The organism is Acidovorax sp. 94 (assembly GCF_003634645.1).
In the GTDB taxonomy this organism is placed as follows: domain Bacteria; phylum Pseudomonadota; class Gammaproteobacteria; order Burkholderiales; family Burkholderiaceae_C; genus Acidovorax; species Acidovorax facilis.
In genome coordinates this window covers 89,050-105,459 of sequence record NZ_RBJA01000001.1, presented here as the reverse complement: position 1 = coordinate 105,459, position 16,410 = coordinate 89,050, and the positions used below count along the sequence as shown (strand labels likewise).

Annotated in this window: 13 protein-coding genes and 1 pseudogene; 10 read left to right on the top strand and 4 right to left on the bottom strand. The window is 66.0% G+C overall.

The genetic code is table 11. The features are described 5' to 3' along the window. Positions 1–67: 67 nt before the first annotated feature. The 7 genes from hemC to C8C94_RS00455 all read left to right on the top strand — a co-directional run bounded on the left by hemC (position 68) and on the right by C8C94_RS00455 (position 6,523). A complete protein-coding gene (gene hemC, locus C8C94_RS00485) occupies positions 68–1,006 on the top strand; it encodes a hydroxymethylbilane synthase (protein WP_121419313.1) in 939 nt (312 codons plus the stop codon). An 11-nt stretch (positions 1,007–1,017) separates the two neighbouring features. Beyond that, positions 1,018–1,830 (top strand): uroporphyrinogen-III synthase, encoded by an 813-nt coding sequence (locus tag C8C94_RS00480; RefSeq protein WP_121419312.1) that lies wholly within the window; start codon positions 1,018–1,020, stop codon positions 1,828–1,830. Beyond that, positions 1,827–2,972 carry a uroporphyrinogen-III C-methyltransferase gene (locus C8C94_RS00475; RefSeq protein ID WP_199731152.1) on the top strand — a complete coding sequence of 382 codons (1,146 nt, stop codon included), beginning with the start codon at positions 1,827–1,829 and terminating at the stop codon, positions 2,970–2,972. The genes C8C94_RS00480 and C8C94_RS00475 overlap by 4 nt, the downstream gene beginning before the upstream one ends. Positions 2,973–2,985: 13 nt before the next feature. Then, positions 2,986–4,263 (top strand): heme biosynthesis protein HemY, encoded by a 1,278-nt coding sequence (locus C8C94_RS00470; RefSeq protein WP_121419311.1) that lies wholly within the window; start codon positions 2,986–2,988, stop codon positions 4,261–4,263. Between the two features lie 338 nt (positions 4,264–4,601). After that, on the top strand, positions 4,602–5,186 hold the full coding sequence (locus C8C94_RS00465) for a cytochrome b (RefSeq protein WP_121419310.1): 585 nt from the start codon (positions 4,602–4,604) through the stop codon (positions 5,184–5,186). 95 nt (positions 5,187–5,281) lie between these two features. Further along, positions 5,282–5,857, top strand: a complete 576-nt coding sequence (locus C8C94_RS00460; RefSeq protein ID WP_121419309.1) for a YceI family protein — start codon at positions 5,282–5,284, stop codon at positions 5,855–5,857. 87 nt (positions 5,858–5,944) lie between these two features. After that, positions 5,945–6,523, top strand: a complete 579-nt coding sequence (locus tag C8C94_RS00455) for a YceI family protein (RefSeq protein WP_121419308.1) — start codon at positions 5,945–5,947, stop codon at positions 6,521–6,523. A 126-nt stretch (positions 6,524–6,649) separates the two neighbouring features. Here the strand turns inward: C8C94_RS00455 and C8C94_RS00450 are convergent, their stop codons facing one another. Next, on the bottom strand, positions 6,650–8,401 hold the full coding sequence (locus tag C8C94_RS00450) for an ABC-F family ATP-binding cassette domain-containing protein (protein WP_233573349.1): 1,752 nt from the start codon (positions 8,399–8,401) through the stop codon (positions 6,650–6,652). 216 nt (positions 8,402–8,617) lie between these two features. Between C8C94_RS00450 and C8C94_RS00445 the strand changes: the two genes are divergently transcribed. Then, positions 8,618–9,238, top strand: a complete 621-nt coding sequence (locus C8C94_RS00445) for a VOC family protein (RefSeq protein WP_121419306.1) — start codon at positions 8,618–8,620, stop codon at positions 9,236–9,238. A gap of 153 nt (positions 9,239–9,391) precedes the next feature. On the opposite strand, the gene C8C94_RS00440 is transcribed toward C8C94_RS00445, so the two are convergent. Beyond that, a complete protein-coding gene (locus tag C8C94_RS00440; protein ID WP_121419305.1) occupies positions 9,392–11,257 on the bottom strand; it encodes a M48 family metallopeptidase in 1,866 nt (621 codons plus the stop codon). A gap of 280 nt (positions 11,258–11,537) precedes the next feature. Here C8C94_RS00440 and C8C94_RS00435 point away from each other — a divergent pair. After that, positions 11,538–14,434 (top strand): annotated as a pseudogene (locus C8C94_RS00435) (valine--tRNA ligase). A 97-nt stretch (positions 14,435–14,531) separates the two neighbouring features. Continuing rightward, entirely contained in the window at positions 14,532–15,419 is an 888-nt protein-coding gene (gene galU, locus C8C94_RS00430; RefSeq protein WP_055401640.1) for a UTP--glucose-1-phosphate uridylyltransferase GalU, read from the top strand. Positions 15,420–15,518: 99 nt separating this feature from the next. Here galU and C8C94_RS00425 read toward each other — a convergent pair whose 3' ends face one another. Continuing rightward, positions 15,519–15,746, bottom strand: a complete 228-nt coding sequence (locus C8C94_RS00425) for a sulfurtransferase TusA family protein (protein WP_010459874.1) — start codon at positions 15,744–15,746, stop codon at positions 15,519–15,521. 5 nt (positions 15,747–15,751) lie between these two features. Next, a complete protein-coding gene (locus C8C94_RS00420; protein ID WP_055401638.1) occupies positions 15,752–16,330 on the bottom strand; it encodes an NUDIX domain-containing protein in 579 nt (192 codons plus the stop codon). Positions 16,331–16,410 lie beyond the last annotated feature (80 nt).

Genomic DNA, 16,410 nt, shown 5'->3' with positions numbered 1-16,410 from the left:
CACCGGCCCCAGTGCGGGCGCATGCTAGCATCGCCCGCCCCTGAATGATTACAAACAGGTTACGAACTTGAGCCTCGCCCATTCCCCCCTTTCCATCGTCATTGCCACCCGAGAGAGCCGCCTGGCGCTGTGGCAGGCCGAGCATGTACAGGCTCTTTTGCGCGCACAGGGCCACACGGTGGAGCTGCTGGGCATGACCACCAAGGGCGACCAGATCCTGGACCGCTCGCTCAGCAAGGTGGGCGGCAAGGGCCTGTTTGTGAAAGAGCTGGAAGTGGCGCTGGAAGAAGGCCGCGCGCACATTGCGGTGCATTCGCTCAAGGATGTGCCCATGGAGCTGCCCGAGGGTTTTGCCCTGGCCTGCGTGATGGAGCGCGAAGACCCGCGCGATGCGTTTGTCTCACCCAACTACCCGAACATTGATGCCCTGCCCCAGGGCGCGGTGGTGGGCACCTCCAGCCTGCGCCGCCAGGTGCTGCTGCAGGCCCTGCGGCCCGACCTCAAGATTGAGCCCTTGCGCGGCAACCTGGACACCCGCCTGCGCAAGCTGGACGAAGGCCAGTACGACGCCATCGTGCTGGCGGCTGCGGGCTTGAAGCGCCTGGGGCTCGAATCCCGCATCCGCGCCACGTTTCCGCCCACGGCCATGCTGCCCGCAGCCGGCCAGGGTGCCTTGGGCATTGAAGTGCGCAGCGACCGGCAAGACCTGATCGCAGCACTGGCCCCGCTGGCCCACCAGCCCACCTGGCTGACCGTGGCCGCAGAGCGCGCCGTGAGCCGCGCCATGGGCGGCAGCTGCTCCATGCCGCTGGCCGCGCACGGCACGTTCACCGATGGCGTGCTGCAGCTCGACGCCGCCTGGGGCGACGTGGACGCGCAGGCCCCCCTGGTGCGCGCAGCGGCCAGCGCCGCCGTCACCACGCTGGCGCAGGCCGAAGCGCTGGGCGACGCGATTGCGCAGCGCCTGCGTGCCGGTGGTGCCCGGGGCGCCGAACCCCTGGTTTGAACGCGCATGCCATGCCCCGGGTGATCGTCACGCGGCCCGCCCGCGAGGCTGCGCACTGGGTCAAGCTGCTGGGCGCGCGTGGTGTGGATGCCGTGGCCCTGCCGCTCATCGCCATCGGCCCCTGCCGTGACGCAGCGGCAGAGCAAGCACTCACCCAGGCGCATGCGCGGCTTGCGCAGTACCGGGCCCTGATGTTTGTCAGTGGCAATGCGGTGTTTCATTTTTTTGAGCCAAATAAGGCCCTAGCGCTTGATGGACAAGCACTAGCAGCTATCAAAACAAGAGCATGGGCTCCGGGCCCCGGCACGGCGCGTGCGCTGGAGCAGGCCGGTGTGCCGCCTGGCTGCATCGACGGCCCGGCACCGGATGCCCCCCAGTTCGACTCGGAAGCGCTGTGGCAGCAGGTCTCTGGGCAGATCCGGCCCGGCGACTGCGTGCTGATCGTGCGCGGGAGGTCCTCCACGCCCCAGGGTGTGCATGAAAGCCTAGGCAACGGCCGCGACTGGCTGGCGCGCCAGATCGAGGCGGCGGGCGGCACGGTGGAGTTTGTGGTGGCCTACCAACGCGGCGCGCCGCATTTTTCAGCGCGCGAGGTGGCGCTGGCGCAACAGGCAGCGTGCGATGGCTCCATCTGGCTGCTGAGCAGCTCTGAAGCCGTAGCCCACCTGGCCGAGGCCCTGCCCGGCCAGCACTGGGGCGCCGCGCACGCACTGGCCACCCACCCGCGCATCGCCGAAGCGGCCCGCGCAGCGGGCTTTGGCACCGTGCGGGAATGCCGTCCGGCGCTGGAGGATGTGGTGGCCTCGATAGAATCGGCCGCATGAGTTCCGTGCCCCCCAACGATCTGCCCCCCGCACCCACCGCAGCGCCCATGGCGGTACCTGCCGCGGCATCCGTGGGCGCACCGGCCGTGGGCCCGGCAGCCTCGCCCGCCCCTCCAGCACCTACCCCGGGCCGGGGTGGCGCCGTCACGCTGCTCCTGGGCGCGGTGGCCGCTGCCGCGCTGGTCAGCAGCGGCATGCTGTGGCAAAAGCTCAGCGCCATTCAAGAGCAACTTGCCCGTCAGTCCGCCGACTCGGGCGCGCAGGCCATCGAGGCCCGCACCATGGCCCGCCAGGCCGAAGAACTGGTGCGCGAGACGGCAGCCCGCCTGTCGGTGGCAGAAGCGCGGGTGAGCGAAGTGGCGCTGCAGCGCAGCCAGCTCGAAGAACTCATGCAAAGCCTGTCGCGCTCGCGCGACGAGAACCTGGTGGTGGACATCGAATCGGCCATCCGCCTGGCGCAGCAACAGGCGCAGCTCACCGGCAGCCTGGAGCCCCTGGTGGCCGCGCTCAAAAGCGCCAACCAGCGCATCGAACGCGCCGCCCAGCCCCGCCTGGCGCCCGTGCAGCGCGCCATTGGCCGCGACCTGGACCGCCTGACCCGCGCCACCGTGACCGACACCGCCGGCCTGCTGGCCCGCCTGGACGACCTGGTGCGCCAGGTGGACGAGCTGCCCGTGCTGAACGCCGTGGCCCAGGCGGCCGCCACACGCCGCCTGGCAGCCACACCCGCTCCCACAAACACGCCACCGCTCAACCAGGGCGACCTGGCCTGGTGGCAGGCAGCCTTGCAGCGCAGCTGGGAAGTGGTGCGCGACGAGGCCCGGGGCCTGGTGCGCGTGAGCCGCATCGACCAGCCCGAGGCCATCTTGCTGGCGCCCGAGCAAACGTTTTTCCTGCGCGAGAACCTCAAGCTCAAGCTGCTCAATGCCCGCCTGGGCGTGCTGGCGCGCCAGTTCGAATCGGCCCGCGCCGACCTGGCCGCCGCCAACGCTGCGCTCAACAAATACTTTGACCCGGCATCGCGCCGCACGCAGAACGCTGCCAGCACGCTGCAGACCGCCCAGGCCAGCATGAAGGCGGCCGAGCAGCCGCGCCTGGACGAAACGCTCTCTGCGCTGGCAACAGCTGCAGCCGGCCGGTAAGGGAGCGGTACGCATGCGTGCAGCACTCTGGCTTTTGGCGTTGTTTGGCGTGGCGGTGGCCGCCGCGCTGTTTGCGGGCAACAACCAGGGCACCGTCACCCTGTACTGGCCGCCGTACCGCATCGACCTGTCGCTGAACCTGGTCGTGCTGTTGCTGGTGGGCGGGTTTGTCACCGTGTACGCCGCGCTGCGCGCCCTGGCGGCGCTGCTGGAGCTGCCCCACCAGGCCCGGCGCTGGCGCGTGCAGCAAAAGGAGCGCGCCATGCATGCGGCCTTGCTGGACGCCCTGACGCACATGCTGGGCGGGCGCTTCATCCGCTCGCGCAAGGCCGCGGTGGCTGCGCTGTCGCAAGAAAACGCGCTGGCCACCGCTGGCGAGGCCGTGCCCCACGGCCGCCAGTTGCGCGCCCTGGCCCACATGATTGCGGCCGAGGCCTCGCACGCGCTGCAAGACAGCGCCACGCGCGAAAGCCATCTGCAGGACGCCCTGCAAGAGGCACCGCTGCGCGGCACCGTGAATGAGCAGGAAATGCGCGAGGGCGCCCAGATGCGTGCCGCCCGCTGGTCGCTGGACGACCGCGATGCCAACGCTGCGCTCGACCGCCTGGCCGCCCTGCCGCAGGGTGCCGCACGCCGCACACTGTCGCTGCGCATCAAGCTCAAAGCCACACGCCTGGCACGCCAGACACAGGAGGCGCTGGACACCGCACGCCTGCTGGGCAAGCACCGCGCCTTCTCTCCCGCTGCGGCCCAGAGCATCGTGCGGGGCCTGGCCATTGAACTCATCAACAGCGCACACGACACCGCGCAGCTGCAGCAGACCTGGATGTCGCTGGAATCGTCCGAGCGCAGCATGCCCGAGCTGGCCATCCACGCCGCACAGCGGCTGGCAGCCCTGGGCGGCGACGCGACGCAGGTGCGCGCCTGGCTGCTGCCCGTGTGGGACCGCATGGTGGACCTGCCCGACGCGCTGGCCGAACACCACGCGCTGAAGCTGGTGCGCGCACTCGAAGCCGGGCTGGACGACCTCGACGCCCCCTGGCTGGCGCGCATCGAATCGGCCTACCAGGGAAATCCCCGCGACGCCCGCCTGCAGTACCTGGCGGGCATGGCCTGCCTCAAGCGCCAGCTGTGGGGCAAGGCCCAGCAGTTGCTCACACAGGCGGCGCAGCAGCTGGGCGACAGCAGCCTGCGGGCCAGCGCCTGGCGCCACTTGGCCGAGCTGGCAGAACAACGCGGCGACGACGGCGCCGCCGCCGAGGCCTGGAAGAAGGCCGCGCTCGGCCGGTAAACGGCCTTCTTTGCAAGGCTGCGCCTTCCAGGCGCAGCCCTTTGCGTAAAAAAGCCCGGGCCGCAGCGCTCTGGGCCGCACCGAACCAGGGCATCCCTGGTGAATCCGCCGCCCTCACACCCCATCGGATACACGCTGGTGCAACGTGCACAGCATTGGGGAACTTTGAGCGCTCAGGCCTTATCAATTCATTTTTTTTGAATTGAAGCATCAATCTGCCTGAAGCCGAATGCGGCAACGGCTTCCTACACTGCCCCATCGCTTGACGCATGTCAGCCCCGAACGGGCTGGCGACCCCGCCCGGCGCTCCGTCTAACAGCCCCACGTTTCCTCTCTTCATGACTGCTTCAGCCACCGCCACCCGCACCGCTGCCGACGCACCGCCTCGCCGCTATACGCGCACCGCCATGCTTTTGCACTGGGTGCTGGGCCTGGCACTGATTGGCTTGTTTGGCGTGGGCATTTACATGACCGGGCTGCCGTTCTCGCCGCAGCGGCTCAAGCTCTACAACTGGCACAAGTGGGCGGGGGTCACCATCCTCGTGCTCTCGGTGCTGCGCCTGCTGTGGCGCGCCACGCACCGCCCTCCCGAGCTGCCGCCAGCCATCGAAAACGCCATGCCGGGCTGGCAAAAGCTGGCGCACCACGCCACGCACGGGCTGCTGTACACGCTGTTTTTCGCCGTGCCGTTGATTGGCTGGGCCTACAGCTCGGCAGCAGGCTTTCCCATCGTGTTTCTGGGCTTGTGGCAGTTGCCCGACTTCGTGCCCGTGAGCAAGGAGCTGGCCGAGGCGATCAAACCCTGGCACCAATACACCGCCTTTGCGATGGCGGGCCTGGTGCTGCTGCACATCGCAGGCGCGCTCAAGCACCAGATCGTGGACCGCGATGGGCTCATCGCCCGCATGCTGCCGGGCAGATGAAACACCCCTGAGTCGCGTGCATGGCGGGGCAACGCACCGCCCTCCAGATCATGGATCTGGCTTTCACTTTCTGTCTTTTGAACGGAGTTTTTTGCATGAACCTGTCTTCCCAACTGTCTCGCACCCTCCTGGTGGCCGCCGTAGCCTTGAGCGCGCAGGCCGCACTGGCCCAGCAGCAACTGGTCCCCGCCCAGAGCGAGGTGCAGTTCACCGCGCGCCAGATGGGCGTGCCGCTGGATGGCCATTTCAAGAAGTTCAGCGCCCAGGTGGCGTTTGACCCCGCCAAGCTGGCCACGAGCAAGATCGCCTTCACCGTAGACACCGGCAGCGCCACGCTGGGCTCGCGCGAAACCGATGCCGAGCTGCCCAAGCCCACCTGGTTCAACGTGCCCAAGTTCCCGCAGGCGCAGTTCGAATCCACGGCCATCAAGGCGCTGGGCGGCGGCAAGTTTGAGGTGGCGGGCAAGCTCACCATCAAGGGCACCGCGCAGAACGTGGTGGTGCCCGTGGCGCTCACGCAAAGCGGCCCCACCACCACGGCCACCGGCACGCTGCCGATCAAGCGGCTGGCTTTCAAGATCGGCGAAAACGAGTGGGCCGACACCTCGATGGTGGCCGACGACGTCACCGTGAAGTTCAAGCTCGCACTGACTGGCGTCGGCAAGCTTTGACCAGCTTCTGGCTCCAGCTCCGCCTCTTTCATCCTCCGTTTTTCCCCTGGTTCGTTTCGTAGTTCCTCTTTTCAAGGAGTCTTTTTCATGCGCAAGTCCCTCTTCTCCCTGCTCGCCGTGGCCGCTGCCACCGCAATGACCGCTGGCGCTGCCCAGGCCGCCAACTACGCCATCGACCCCACGCACACCTTCGTGACGTTCGAGATCAGCCACTTTGGCGCCACCACCAACCGTGGCCGCTTCGACAAGAAGCAAGGCACTGTGGAATTTGACCGCGCCGCCAAGACCGGCAAAGTGGACATCACCATCGACACCACCTCGGTGAATACCGGCACGCCTCCCTTTGACAAGCACCTGCAAAGCGCCGACCTGTTTGACGCCGCCAAGCACCCCACGATCAAGTTCGTGTCCGACAAGTTCAGCTTCACCGGCGACAAGGTCAGCGAAGTGACCGGCCAGCTCACGCTGCTGGGCAAGACCGCGCCCGTCACCCTCAAGGCCACGCAGTTCAACTGCTACGACAGCCCCATGCTCAAGCGCGAAGTGTGCGGTGGCGACTTTGAAACCACCATCGACCGCACCCAGTGGGGCATGAACTACGGCGTGGAATGGGGCTTCCCCAAGAACGTGCGCCTGGTGGTGCAGATTGAAGCTGTGAAGCAGTAATCCACCATCGGCAGGCACGCGGGCTGCTCGCCCCGGAAGGGCGGCTGCTGCGCGCCAAACCCACGGGCCACCCCTGCGTTCACGCAGCGGGTGGCTTTTTCATGCACGCGCACTTCGCCGGGCGTGTCAGGCAGCGTCCAGCGTGGCATCCAGGTTCCAGCCTTGGGGCTGCCAGGCCCACACCACATCAGGCCCGAGCGCACGCAGGAAGGTGACGTCGTGCGACACCACGGCCAGCGCGCCCGTGAAGGCTTGCAAGGCGGACTGCAGCGCTTCGATGGCATCCACATCGAGATGGTTGGTGGGCTCATCGAGCAGCAGCATTTGCGCGGGCTCGCCCGACCACAGGGCGCAGGCCAGGGCGGCCTTGATGCGCTCTCCACCGCTGAGCACGCCCGCAGGCCGCTGCACTTTGTCCGCGCCCAAGCCCATCTGGGCCAGGTGCGTGCGCAGCGCCGCTTCGGGCAGGGGCGTACCGAGCGCCTGCAGGCGCGCCAACACACCGTGCTGGGGTGGAAGCAGGTCGGCGTTGTGCTGGTCCAGCCAGGCGGCCCGCACACCCCGCAACACCCGCCCCGCAGTGGCCAACGCAGGGTTGGCAATGGTGCGCAGCAGGCTGCTTTTGCCGCAGCCGTTGGGCCCAGTGATGGCGATGCGGATGGGCCCGTTCCAGACTCCATGGAGCGGAGGAAAGCCGGGCGGCGCATGCGGCACATGGACCTGTTCGAACGCCAGCACCTGCTTGCCCGCAGGCACGGCGCTTTGGGGCAGCACCAGCGCCGTAGCGCCCCCTGCAGGAACACGCTGAGCGGCCTCGCGCACCGCATCGTTCAGCCGCAGGCGCTCCTGCTGCTGCCGCTCGTGCTCGCGACCCGCGTGGGCCTGGGCGTTGTTCTTCTTGCGGTCCAGCAGGACGGATGCCTGGTTGGCAGTGCGGCCGGCCTCGCGCCCCCGCGCGGCGCAGCTCTGCTGGGCATCGTGCTCGCGCTGCAGCGCCCGCATGCCCCGCTCGCGCTCGGTGCGCGCGTGGTCCAGCGCGGCCTGGGCAGCAGCAGCCTCGGCCTGGCGCTGTTCCTCGTACACGGACCAGTTTCCGCCGTAGCGCTGCAGCCCCGCTGCAGACAACGCAACCATGTTGTTCGCCATGCCCAGCAATTCGCGGTCGTGGCTGGCCACCAGCACGCCACCGCGCCACTGCGCCAGCGACTCCATCAACCAGCGCCGACCCGGGCGGTCCAGGTGGTTGGTGGGCTCATCCAGCACCAGCAGTTCGGCGCCCGACAGGAATGCCCCCGCCAGTGCCACGCGCATGCGCTCGCCACCGCTAAGGTGCTGCGCCGCGTGTCCCGGCGGCAGGTGGCCCAACCCCAGCGCGTGCAGCGCCTGCTGCCATTGCGAGGGCAGGTCCCACCGCCCGTCGGCCAAAAGCAGATCGTCAGGCGTGCCCCGGCCCGCTTCCAGTCGGTCGAGTGCACCCAGAACCGGGCCCAAGCCCGCAATATCGGCGACGGTGGCTGAAGGGGCTGCGCCGACCTCCTGCGCCACCGCGTGCATGGAAGGGCTGCCCGCCACCACACCGCTTGCAGGCTGGAGCGTGCGCTGCGCAAGCTGCAAGAAAACGCTTTTGCCAACGCCGTTGGCGCCCACCAAGCCGGTCACGCCTTGGCCCAGGGCCACATTCAGCGGGCGTGCCCACAGTGCCTGCCCATCAGGCAAGCTGAATGTGACGTCGTGGAACTGAAGGACAACGGGACCCGCAGACGAAGCCGCACTGCGGGGGGCGGCAATAGAGGGCCGAGGAGGGAAGGCAGCCGTCGAGGCTGCGGCAGCGCTGCGGCTGCGATGGGCGGAATCGCCCGGCATTGAAGGTGTCGCCATGCAAAAGCACTCCAGACAAGACATACAACCGCCTGGCCCGGCAATGGGCAAGCAGGAAGGAAAGGCTTGAAGGGCTTACAGGCGCATCGGACGAATACCTCAGGGGCAAAGAAGGACGACTGCGGAATGTACCTCAATCCCGGCCCTCAAAAAATTAACTTAACGTAAATCAATTACGGATAGTAGAATCGCAAAACCGATTTGAGGAGACTCTGCATGAACGCCATCCTGAAACCTGATCTGGCCACCCTGCCCCCGCCCGCGCCCATCCAGCAACTGCACCACTACGCCTACAAGGCGCGTGACGCCGAGGAAACGCGCCAGTTCTATGAGGACATCCTGGGCCTGCCGCTGTACCACATCATCCAGAGCGACTACGTGCCGAGCACGGGCGAATACTGCCCCTACACGCACTTCTTCTTTCGCCTCAAGGACGGTTCTTTCATCGCCTTCTTCGACCTGGGCGACGACGTGAAGGCAGAGCCCTCACCCAACACGCCGCTGTGGGTCAACCACATCGCCTTTCGCGTGGACACGGTGCAGGAGCTGGAGAACACCAAGAAGCGCCTGGAAGCCCACGGCATCGAGGTGCTGGGCGTAACGGACCACCACATCTTTCACAGCATCTATTTCTTTGACCCGAACGGTATCCGTCTGGAGCTGTCGGCCCAACTGGCCGACGAGGAACAGATGGCCAAGGACAGCACCGTGGCCCACGCCCGCCTGGCCGAATGGACGGCGCGCAAGGAGCAGTGGCGCAAGGAGCGCGCTGAAGGCAAGGCTGTGGAACCGCTCAAGCCGCAGCAGAACGACCGGCCAGAGTTCGTCAAAGGCTGACAAGCCTTTGGCGCCGCCACGTTGCACACCCAACGTGCAACGTGGCGTCAGCGATAAAAATACAGGTAAAAATAGCCTCCAGCGCTTTACCAACAAGCGCTAACAGCTATTTATTTAGTAGCAAAACTCCACCAACCACTCCGCCGGTCGCAATCAGCCTTCCTGAGGCTGTTGCTGCTGCGCCCGCATGATCTGGTGGCGCTGCCAGTAGGCCCCCACCACGGCGTTGAACTGGTCCTTTTCCTTGGTGAGGCCGGACAGCTTGATCTTGCTGGTCTTGGCGCCCAGGCCCAGGGCGTTCTTTTCGGGGTGCGTCACGACCAGTGCATTGCCGAAGCTGCTTTCCTTGAATTCCAGCGCCTTGATGGCGTCCCAGAACACCGTGGTCTGGTCGGCCGAGGTGCGGATGCCGTCGATGCTGACCTCCACCGTGTTCTCCCCCTTGAGCGCAAACACCACGGGCGGAAAGTAGCGCAGCACCAGCGCGCGCTCTTCGTCGGTGGCGGGCTCGTAGCGGTAGGCCAGGCTGCGCTCATGGTCTTGCGCAAACTGCTGTTCGTAGTCACTCCACAGGCGCTGCTCGATCGCGTCCGCCGTCAATATCTCTTGCACCCAGGTGGCAGCGGGCGCGCGCACGGCGATGGCACCGTAGTCCTGCTCTTTCAGCGCCATGCCCACGTTGCGCAGGCGCTCGGGCATGGCGGGGTGCGAGTCAAAGGGGTGCGGCACATTGGCCGTCTTCATCGCATCCACAAAATCGCTGGACGCCGCATAGGGCGCCAGCCCCTGGGCCACAAAGCGGGCGATGCCCAGCGTGGTGGTGTCGTGCCGCTCATTGCGGCCAAACAGCTCGTCCTCGATCTTGAAACGGTATTGCGCGTAGGCCGCGATCTTGACCAGCGACTGCGCAATGGCCGCTGGCGAGATGAGCTTGGCAGCGATGCGGTCGGCCTTGAACTCGCGCTCGCGGCTGTCGCGCGCCAGGGCAATTTCGAAGATGGTGCGGTACAGGTCCAGCACTGGCGACACCACGGCCGAGAGCCCCCCGCTGCGGATCGCGTGGCGGTAGTGGTCAAACTGCACCAGCTTCGGGCCCAGCCGGGCGCTGCTCTGGGTGTCGCCGCCGCGCAGGTGGGCCAGCTCGTGGCCGAACACGGCGTCGGCCTCGGCCTGGTCGAGGATGCGCAGCAGCGGCAGGCTGACAAACAGCGTGCGGCCCGTGAGCGTGTGGTTGCCCACCGTGAGCGGTGCCTCGGTCACGAAAAAGTTGGCATCGATGCCCGCCACGATGTTCTTCGGAGGCTCGGTCTTCAGGCGCTGGGCCATGTGGCGGATGCGCTTCCACAGCAGGGGCGCATCGTCTTCGGACACCAGCTCGCCCACGGCATGGTTGTCAGACTGCACGCGCTTGAAGATGCCAGCCACCGCCACAAACACACCCACCGCCACGGCCAGCCCCACGACGATGATGAGCTTGGGCGAATACTTGTGAAAGAAGAACGCCGTGACCCAGAACGACAGCCACACCGCCATCGCCCCCTGCACCACCAGCGCGGCGGCACTGGCCCAGGTGGTCAGGCGCCAGCCCGCGACAAAGCTGGTGTACTGCAGCGTGCGGTCGGCAAAGGCCAGCGCGCCCAGGCCCAGCACCGCCACCAGCAGCACGCCGCTGGCCACCAGGGTCCAGAACGACACGGCTCGCGCCATGTGGAACTGCCACACGTCGGAATAGCGCTCACACAGGGCTTCGCGGTAGTCCTGCGCGTCGGGGTCGGTGCTGCTGCAAATGGTGGACGGCGGATTGCTGCGGTAGTAGTCCTTGCGCGCCTGCTTTTCGGCGGGCGGCATGCCCTTTTCAGCGTCGATGCGCTGGCTGATGCCGGCCACAAAGTTCGCGTCCTGGTCGCGCTGCGCGTAGACGGTGAACCCATAGGTCAACGCCGGGATGAGAAAAAGCGCCAGCAGCGCGTAGACAAAGACCTTGGCAAGGCCCGCGCGGAGTGCGGATGGAAGATGCATGGATGGGAACGATTGGTTGTATGTTTTTGACCCGGGCAATGCGTGGAGCCCGCCCCCCCCTCTCCAGGGGCCCTATCGCTCCACCGGGCGGGATTATCAAGACGCCACGGCGGGCAGGTCGAGCGACAAGGTAACAATTGGCGAGAAATGCCCGACAGACGGAATGCCGGTGGGATGCGAGCGCAGGGGAAGACCGGCTGGCGCTCCCGTAAAATGCCCGGTCCACCCTCTTGACCGTTGAGGCACGCCCTGTGCCTGCCTCTTCCTTCTGCCAAACCCCATGAGCACGCCCCAAGCACAACCCGGCCTCGACAGCCTGTCCAAGTCCTTTGAACCCGCCGCGCTGGAAGCCCACTGGGGCCCCGAATGGGAAAAGCGCGGGTATGGCACCGCAGGCCACCGTGGCACGGGCCAGCCCCAGGCGGGCGAGCCCGCCTTTTCCATCCAGCTGCCCCCGCCTAATGTGACGGGCACGCTGCACATGGGCCATGCGTTCAACCAGACGATCATGGACAGCCTCACGCGCTACCACCGCATGCGTGGCTTCAACACCGTCTGGGTACCGGGCACCGACCACGCGGGCATCGCCACGCAGATCGTCGTGGAGCGCCAGCTGCAGGAGCAAGGCATCAGCCGCTACGACATGGGCCCCACCCCCCCGAGGCGCGCAAGAACTTTGTGAGCAAGGTGTGGGAGTGGAAGGAAAAGTCCGGCAACACCATCACCACGCAGATGCGCCGCATGGGCGACAGCGTGGACTGGAGCCGCGAATACTTCACCATGGACGACAAGCTGAGCGCCGTGGTGACCGACACCTTCGTGAAGCTGTATGAGCAGGGCCTGATCTACCGTGGCAAGCGCCTGGTGAACTGGGACCCCAAGCTGCAGTCCGCCGTGTCCGACCTGGAAGTCGAGAGCGAAGAAAAAGACGGCTCGCTCTGGCACATCGCCTACCCGCTGGCCGATGGATCGGGCAGCCTGACGGTGGCCACCACCCGGCCTGAGACCATGCTGGGCGACGTGGCGCTGATGGTGCACCCCGAGGATTCACGCTACACGCACCTGATCGGCAAGATGGTGAACCTGCCGCTGTGCGACCGCCAGATCCCGGTGATCGCCGACGAGTACGTGGACAAGGAGTTCGGCACGGGCGTGGTGAAGGTAACGCCTGCGCACGACCAGAACGACTACGCCGTGGGCCAGCGCCACAAGCTGCCGATGATCGTGGTGCTGACCCTTCAGGCCACCATCAACGAGAACGCGCCCGCCAAGTACCAGGGCATGGACCGCTTCGTGGCCCGCAAGGCCGTGGTGGCCGACCTGGAAGCCATCGGCGCGCTGGTCGAGGTGAAGAAGCACAAGCTCATGGTGCCGATTTGCACCCGCACCGGACAGGTGATCGAGCCCATGCTGACCGACCAGTGGTTCGTGGCCATGAGCAAGGTCAGCGACCAGGACCCCACCGGCAAGAGCATTGCGCAAAAGGCCATCGATGCCGTGGCCAGCGGCGAGGTGACCTTTGTGCCCGAGAACTGGGTGAACACCTACAACCAGTGGATGAACAACATCCAGGACTGGTGCATCAGCCGCCAGCTGTGGTGGGGCCACCAGATCCCGGCCTGGTACGACGAAGAGGGCAATGTGATCGTGGCCCGCACCGAAGCCGAGGCCCAGGCCAAAGCCCCCCGCAAGACGCTGCGCCGCGATGAAGACGTGCTGGACACCTGGTACTCGTCCGCGCTCGTGCCCTTCAGCACCATGGGCTGGCCGAACCAAGGCACCGCCGAAACCGACGACTTCAACCTGTACCTGCCCAGCACCGTGCTGGTGACGGGCTACGACATCATCTTTTTCTGGGTCGCCCGGATGATCATGATGACCACGCACTTCACGGGCCGCGTGCCGTTCAAGCACGTGTACATCCACGGCCTGGTGCGCGACGCGCAGGGCAAGAAGATGTCCAAGTCCGAAGGCAACGTGCTCGACCCGGTGGACCTGATCGACGGCATTGCCCTGGAGCCGCTGCTCGACAAGCGCACCACCGGCCTGCGCAAGCCCGAGACCGCGCCCACGGTTCGCAAGAACACGCAAAAGGAATTCCCCGAGGGCATTCCGGCCTATGGCGCCGATGCGCTGCGCTTCACCTTTGCAGCGCTGGCATCACTGGGCCGCAGCATCAACTTTGACAGCAAGCGCTGCGAGGGCTACCGCAACTTCTGCAACAAGCTCTGGAACGCCAGCCGCTTTGTGCTGATGAACTGCGAAGGCCAGGACTGCGGCCTGAAGGAGCACACCAAGGAAGAGTGCCAGCCCGGCGGCAGCGCCCACGGCTACATGCAGTTCAGCCAGGCTGACCGCTGGATCACCTCGCTGCTGCAAAAGACCGAGGCCGAAGTCGCCAAGGGCTTTGAGGAATATCGCCTGGACAACGTGGCCAACACGATCTACGACTTTGTCTGGAACGAGTACTGCGACTGGTACCTGGAAATCGCCAAGGTGCAGATCCAGAACGGTACCGAAGCGCAGCAACGCGCCACGCGCCGCACGCTGATCCGCACGCTCGAAGCCATCCTGCGCCTGGCCCACCCCATCATCCCGTTCATCACCGAAGCCCTGTGGCAGGTGGTGGCGCCTGTGGCCGGAATCCCCGGCGAATCGGTCAGCATCGCCCGCTACCCGCAGGCGCAACTGGACAAGATCGACGATGCTTCAATAGCCCACATGGGCCGCGTGAAGGGCCTGGTGGACGCTTGCCGCGCATTGCGTGGCGAAATGAACGTGTCCCCGTCCACCCGCCTGCCGCTGTACACCGTGGGCGACACCGACTTCATGCGCGGCGTAGGCCCGGTGCTGCAGGCCCTGGCCAAGCTCAGCGAGGTCAAGGTGTTTGACGACGAGGCCGCCTGGGCCGCTGCCGCGCAGGCAGCGCCTGTGGCCGTGGTGGGCGAAGCTCGGCTGGCGCTGTACATGGAGATTGACGTGGCCGCCGAGAAGGCCCGCTTGTCCAAGGAAATCGCCCGCATCGAAGGCGAAGTCGCCAAGGCCAACAACAAGCTCTCGAACGAAGCCTTTGTGGCCAAGGCCCCACCGGCCGTGATCGACCAGGAAAAGAAGCGCATCGCTGACTTCGGCGCCACGCTGACCCGCCTGCGCGACCAGCTGGGCCGCCTGGGCTGACAGAACAAAAGTGAAGGGCCGGGCGACTCTGGCCTGACACTTGCATATCCACGACGACCACAACACCCCGAATCCCTGTCTTCACTCAAGGAGTCTCATGACTGTTGCCACCACCGTTCGCAAAGCCGTATTTCCCGTCGCTGGCCTGGGCACCCGTTTTCTGCCTGCCACCAAGGCGTCTCCGAAGGAAATGCTGCCCGTGGTTGACAAGCCGCTGATTCAGTACGCGGTGGAAGAAGCTTATGCCGCTGGCATCCGCCACATGATCTTCGTGACCGGCCGCAGCAAGCGCGCCATCGAAGACCATTTCGACACGGCGTATGAGCTGGAGGCCGAACTCGAAGCCGCCGGCAAGAAGGAACTGCTGGCGCTGGTGCGTTCCATCCAGCCCGACGACATGGACTGCGCATTCGTGCGCCAGCCCCGCTCGCTGGGCCTGGGCCACGCCGTGCTGTGCGCCGAGCCGCTGGTGGGCAAGGAGCCCTTTGCCGTGCTGCTGGCCGACGACCTGATGGTGGGCCCCCCAGGCGGCCAGCCCGTGCTGGCCCAGATGGCCACCGCCTTCCGCCAGCAAGGCCGCTCGGTCATCGCGGTGCAGGAAGTGCCGGAAGACCAGGTCCACAAATACGGCATCGTGGCCGGCGAGCCCGCTGGCGGCCCGCTGATCCGCATTGAACGCATCGTCGAAAAGCCCAAGGCCGACGTAGCCCCCTCGCGCATGGGCGTGGCCGGCCGCTACATCCTCACGCCCGGCGTGTTCGACGAGATCCGCAACCAGCCACGCGGCGTGGGCGGCGAGATCCAGCTCACCGACGGCATTGCCCGCCTGATGCAGCACGAAGCCGTGTACGCCTTTCAATACGAAGGCAAGCGCTACGACTGCGGCAGCAAGGAAGGGTTTCTGGAAGCGACGGTGGAGCTGGCTTTGCAACACCCGCAGGTGGGCGCGCAGTTCCGGGAATATCTGAAGACCTTGGCGCTGTAAGCCACAGTCCGGGCTCACACTGGAAGCGCCTCAAACGCTTCCAAATTAATAGCTGTCAGCGTTTATCCATAGAGCGCTAGCAGCTATTTTTTCTTAAATCTACCGACGACGCAGGATGTGGATGTATTCCTCGCCCACCGTCTGCTGCTCCACCAGCTCGTTGCCCGTCTGCTTGGCAAACGCCTGAAAATCCCGCAGCGACCCGCCATCGGTGGCCACCACCTTCAGCAACTGGCCGCTGGCCATGTCGGACAGCGCCTTCTTGGCCTTGAGGATGGGCAAGGGGCAGTTCAGGCCCCGGGTGTCGATTTCTTTGTGAATGTCCATGGTCGTCAATCCTTTGGCGGCTGCGGCGGTTGTTCATCCAGGCCGCGCCGCCGTTCTGCATTTTCTTCAGCGGTAAAAAACACCGGCTCGTGCCCCTTGGTGCGCAGCCAGTCGGCCAGCGCGTAGCCCGTGCCCGCCGGCCAGCATTTGAGGTCTGCCAGATCGTACAGCCGGTAATCCACCAGCTCGGGCGATAACTGAACCTGCCCCGTGGCCACCACATGGTAGGCAATGATGATCTGGTTCATGCGCAGGAACTCATAGGCGCCCACCAGGGTGGTGGACTGCACGTCGAGGTTGGTTTCCTCCTTCACCTCGCGCGCAATGCCTTCCTGGGGCGACTCGCCTGCCTCCATGAAGCCGGTGATCAGCGCAAACATCTTGCCCGGCCAGGCCGCGTTGCGCGCCAGCAGCACCTTGCCGTCGATCTCGACAATCGCTGCCAGCACGGGCGTGGGGTTGTTCCAGTGGGTCCAGCCGCAGGCGGGGCAGCGCAGCCGCTCCTTGTCGCCTCCGTCTTCGGCCAGGGTGATGGGCTGTAGCGCGGTACCGCAGTGGGTGCAGTGGCGGACTTCGTAGTGCATGGTAATACTATTATTTTTATAGCTGCTAGCGCTTATCCATCAAGCGCTAGCAGCCAATTTCATTAAAACCTTCGAACCCG

Excerpts from the sequence above, each read along its gene's own strand:
- C8C94_RS00480 (WP_121419312.1), top strand. The coding sequence starts at position 1,018 with ATGCCCCGGGTGATCGTCACGCGGCCCGCCCGCGAGGCTGCGCACTGG.
- C8C94_RS00475 (WP_199731152.1), top strand. The coding sequence starts at position 1,827 with ATGAGTTCCGTGCCCCCCAACGATCTGCCCCCCGCACCCACCGCAGCG.
- C8C94_RS00470 (WP_121419311.1), top strand. The coding sequence starts at position 2,986 with ATGCGTGCAGCACTCTGGCTTTTGGCGTTGTTTGGCGTGGCGGTGGCC.
- C8C94_RS00465 (WP_121419310.1), top strand. The coding sequence starts at position 4,602 with ATGACTGCTTCAGCCACCGCCACCCGCACCGCTGCCGACGCACCGCCT.
- C8C94_RS00460 (WP_121419309.1), top strand. The coding sequence starts at position 5,282 with ATGAACCTGTCTTCCCAACTGTCTCGCACCCTCCTGGTGGCCGCCGTA.
- C8C94_RS00455 (WP_121419308.1), top strand. The coding sequence starts at position 5,945 with ATGCGCAAGTCCCTCTTCTCCCTGCTCGCCGTGGCCGCTGCCACCGCA.
- C8C94_RS00450 (WP_233573349.1), bottom strand. The coding sequence starts at position 8,401 with ATGGCGACACCTTCAATGCCGGGCGATTCCGCCCATCGCAGCCGCAGC.
- C8C94_RS00445 (WP_121419306.1), top strand. The coding sequence starts at position 8,618 with ATGAACGCCATCCTGAAACCTGATCTGGCCACCCTGCCCCCGCCCGCG.
- C8C94_RS00440 (WP_121419305.1), bottom strand. The coding sequence starts at position 11,257 with ATGCATCTTCCATCCGCACTCCGCGCGGGCCTTGCCAAGGTCTTTGTC.
- galU (WP_055401640.1), top strand. The coding sequence starts at position 14,532 with ATGACTGTTGCCACCACCGTTCGCAAAGCCGTATTTCCCGTCGCTGGC.
- C8C94_RS00425 (WP_010459874.1), bottom strand. The coding sequence starts at position 15,746 with ATGGACATTCACAAAGAAATCGACACCCGGGGCCTGAACTGCCCCTTG.
- C8C94_RS00420 (WP_055401638.1), bottom strand. The coding sequence starts at position 16,330 with ATGCACTACGAAGTCCGCCACTGCACCCACTGCGGTACCGCGCTACAG.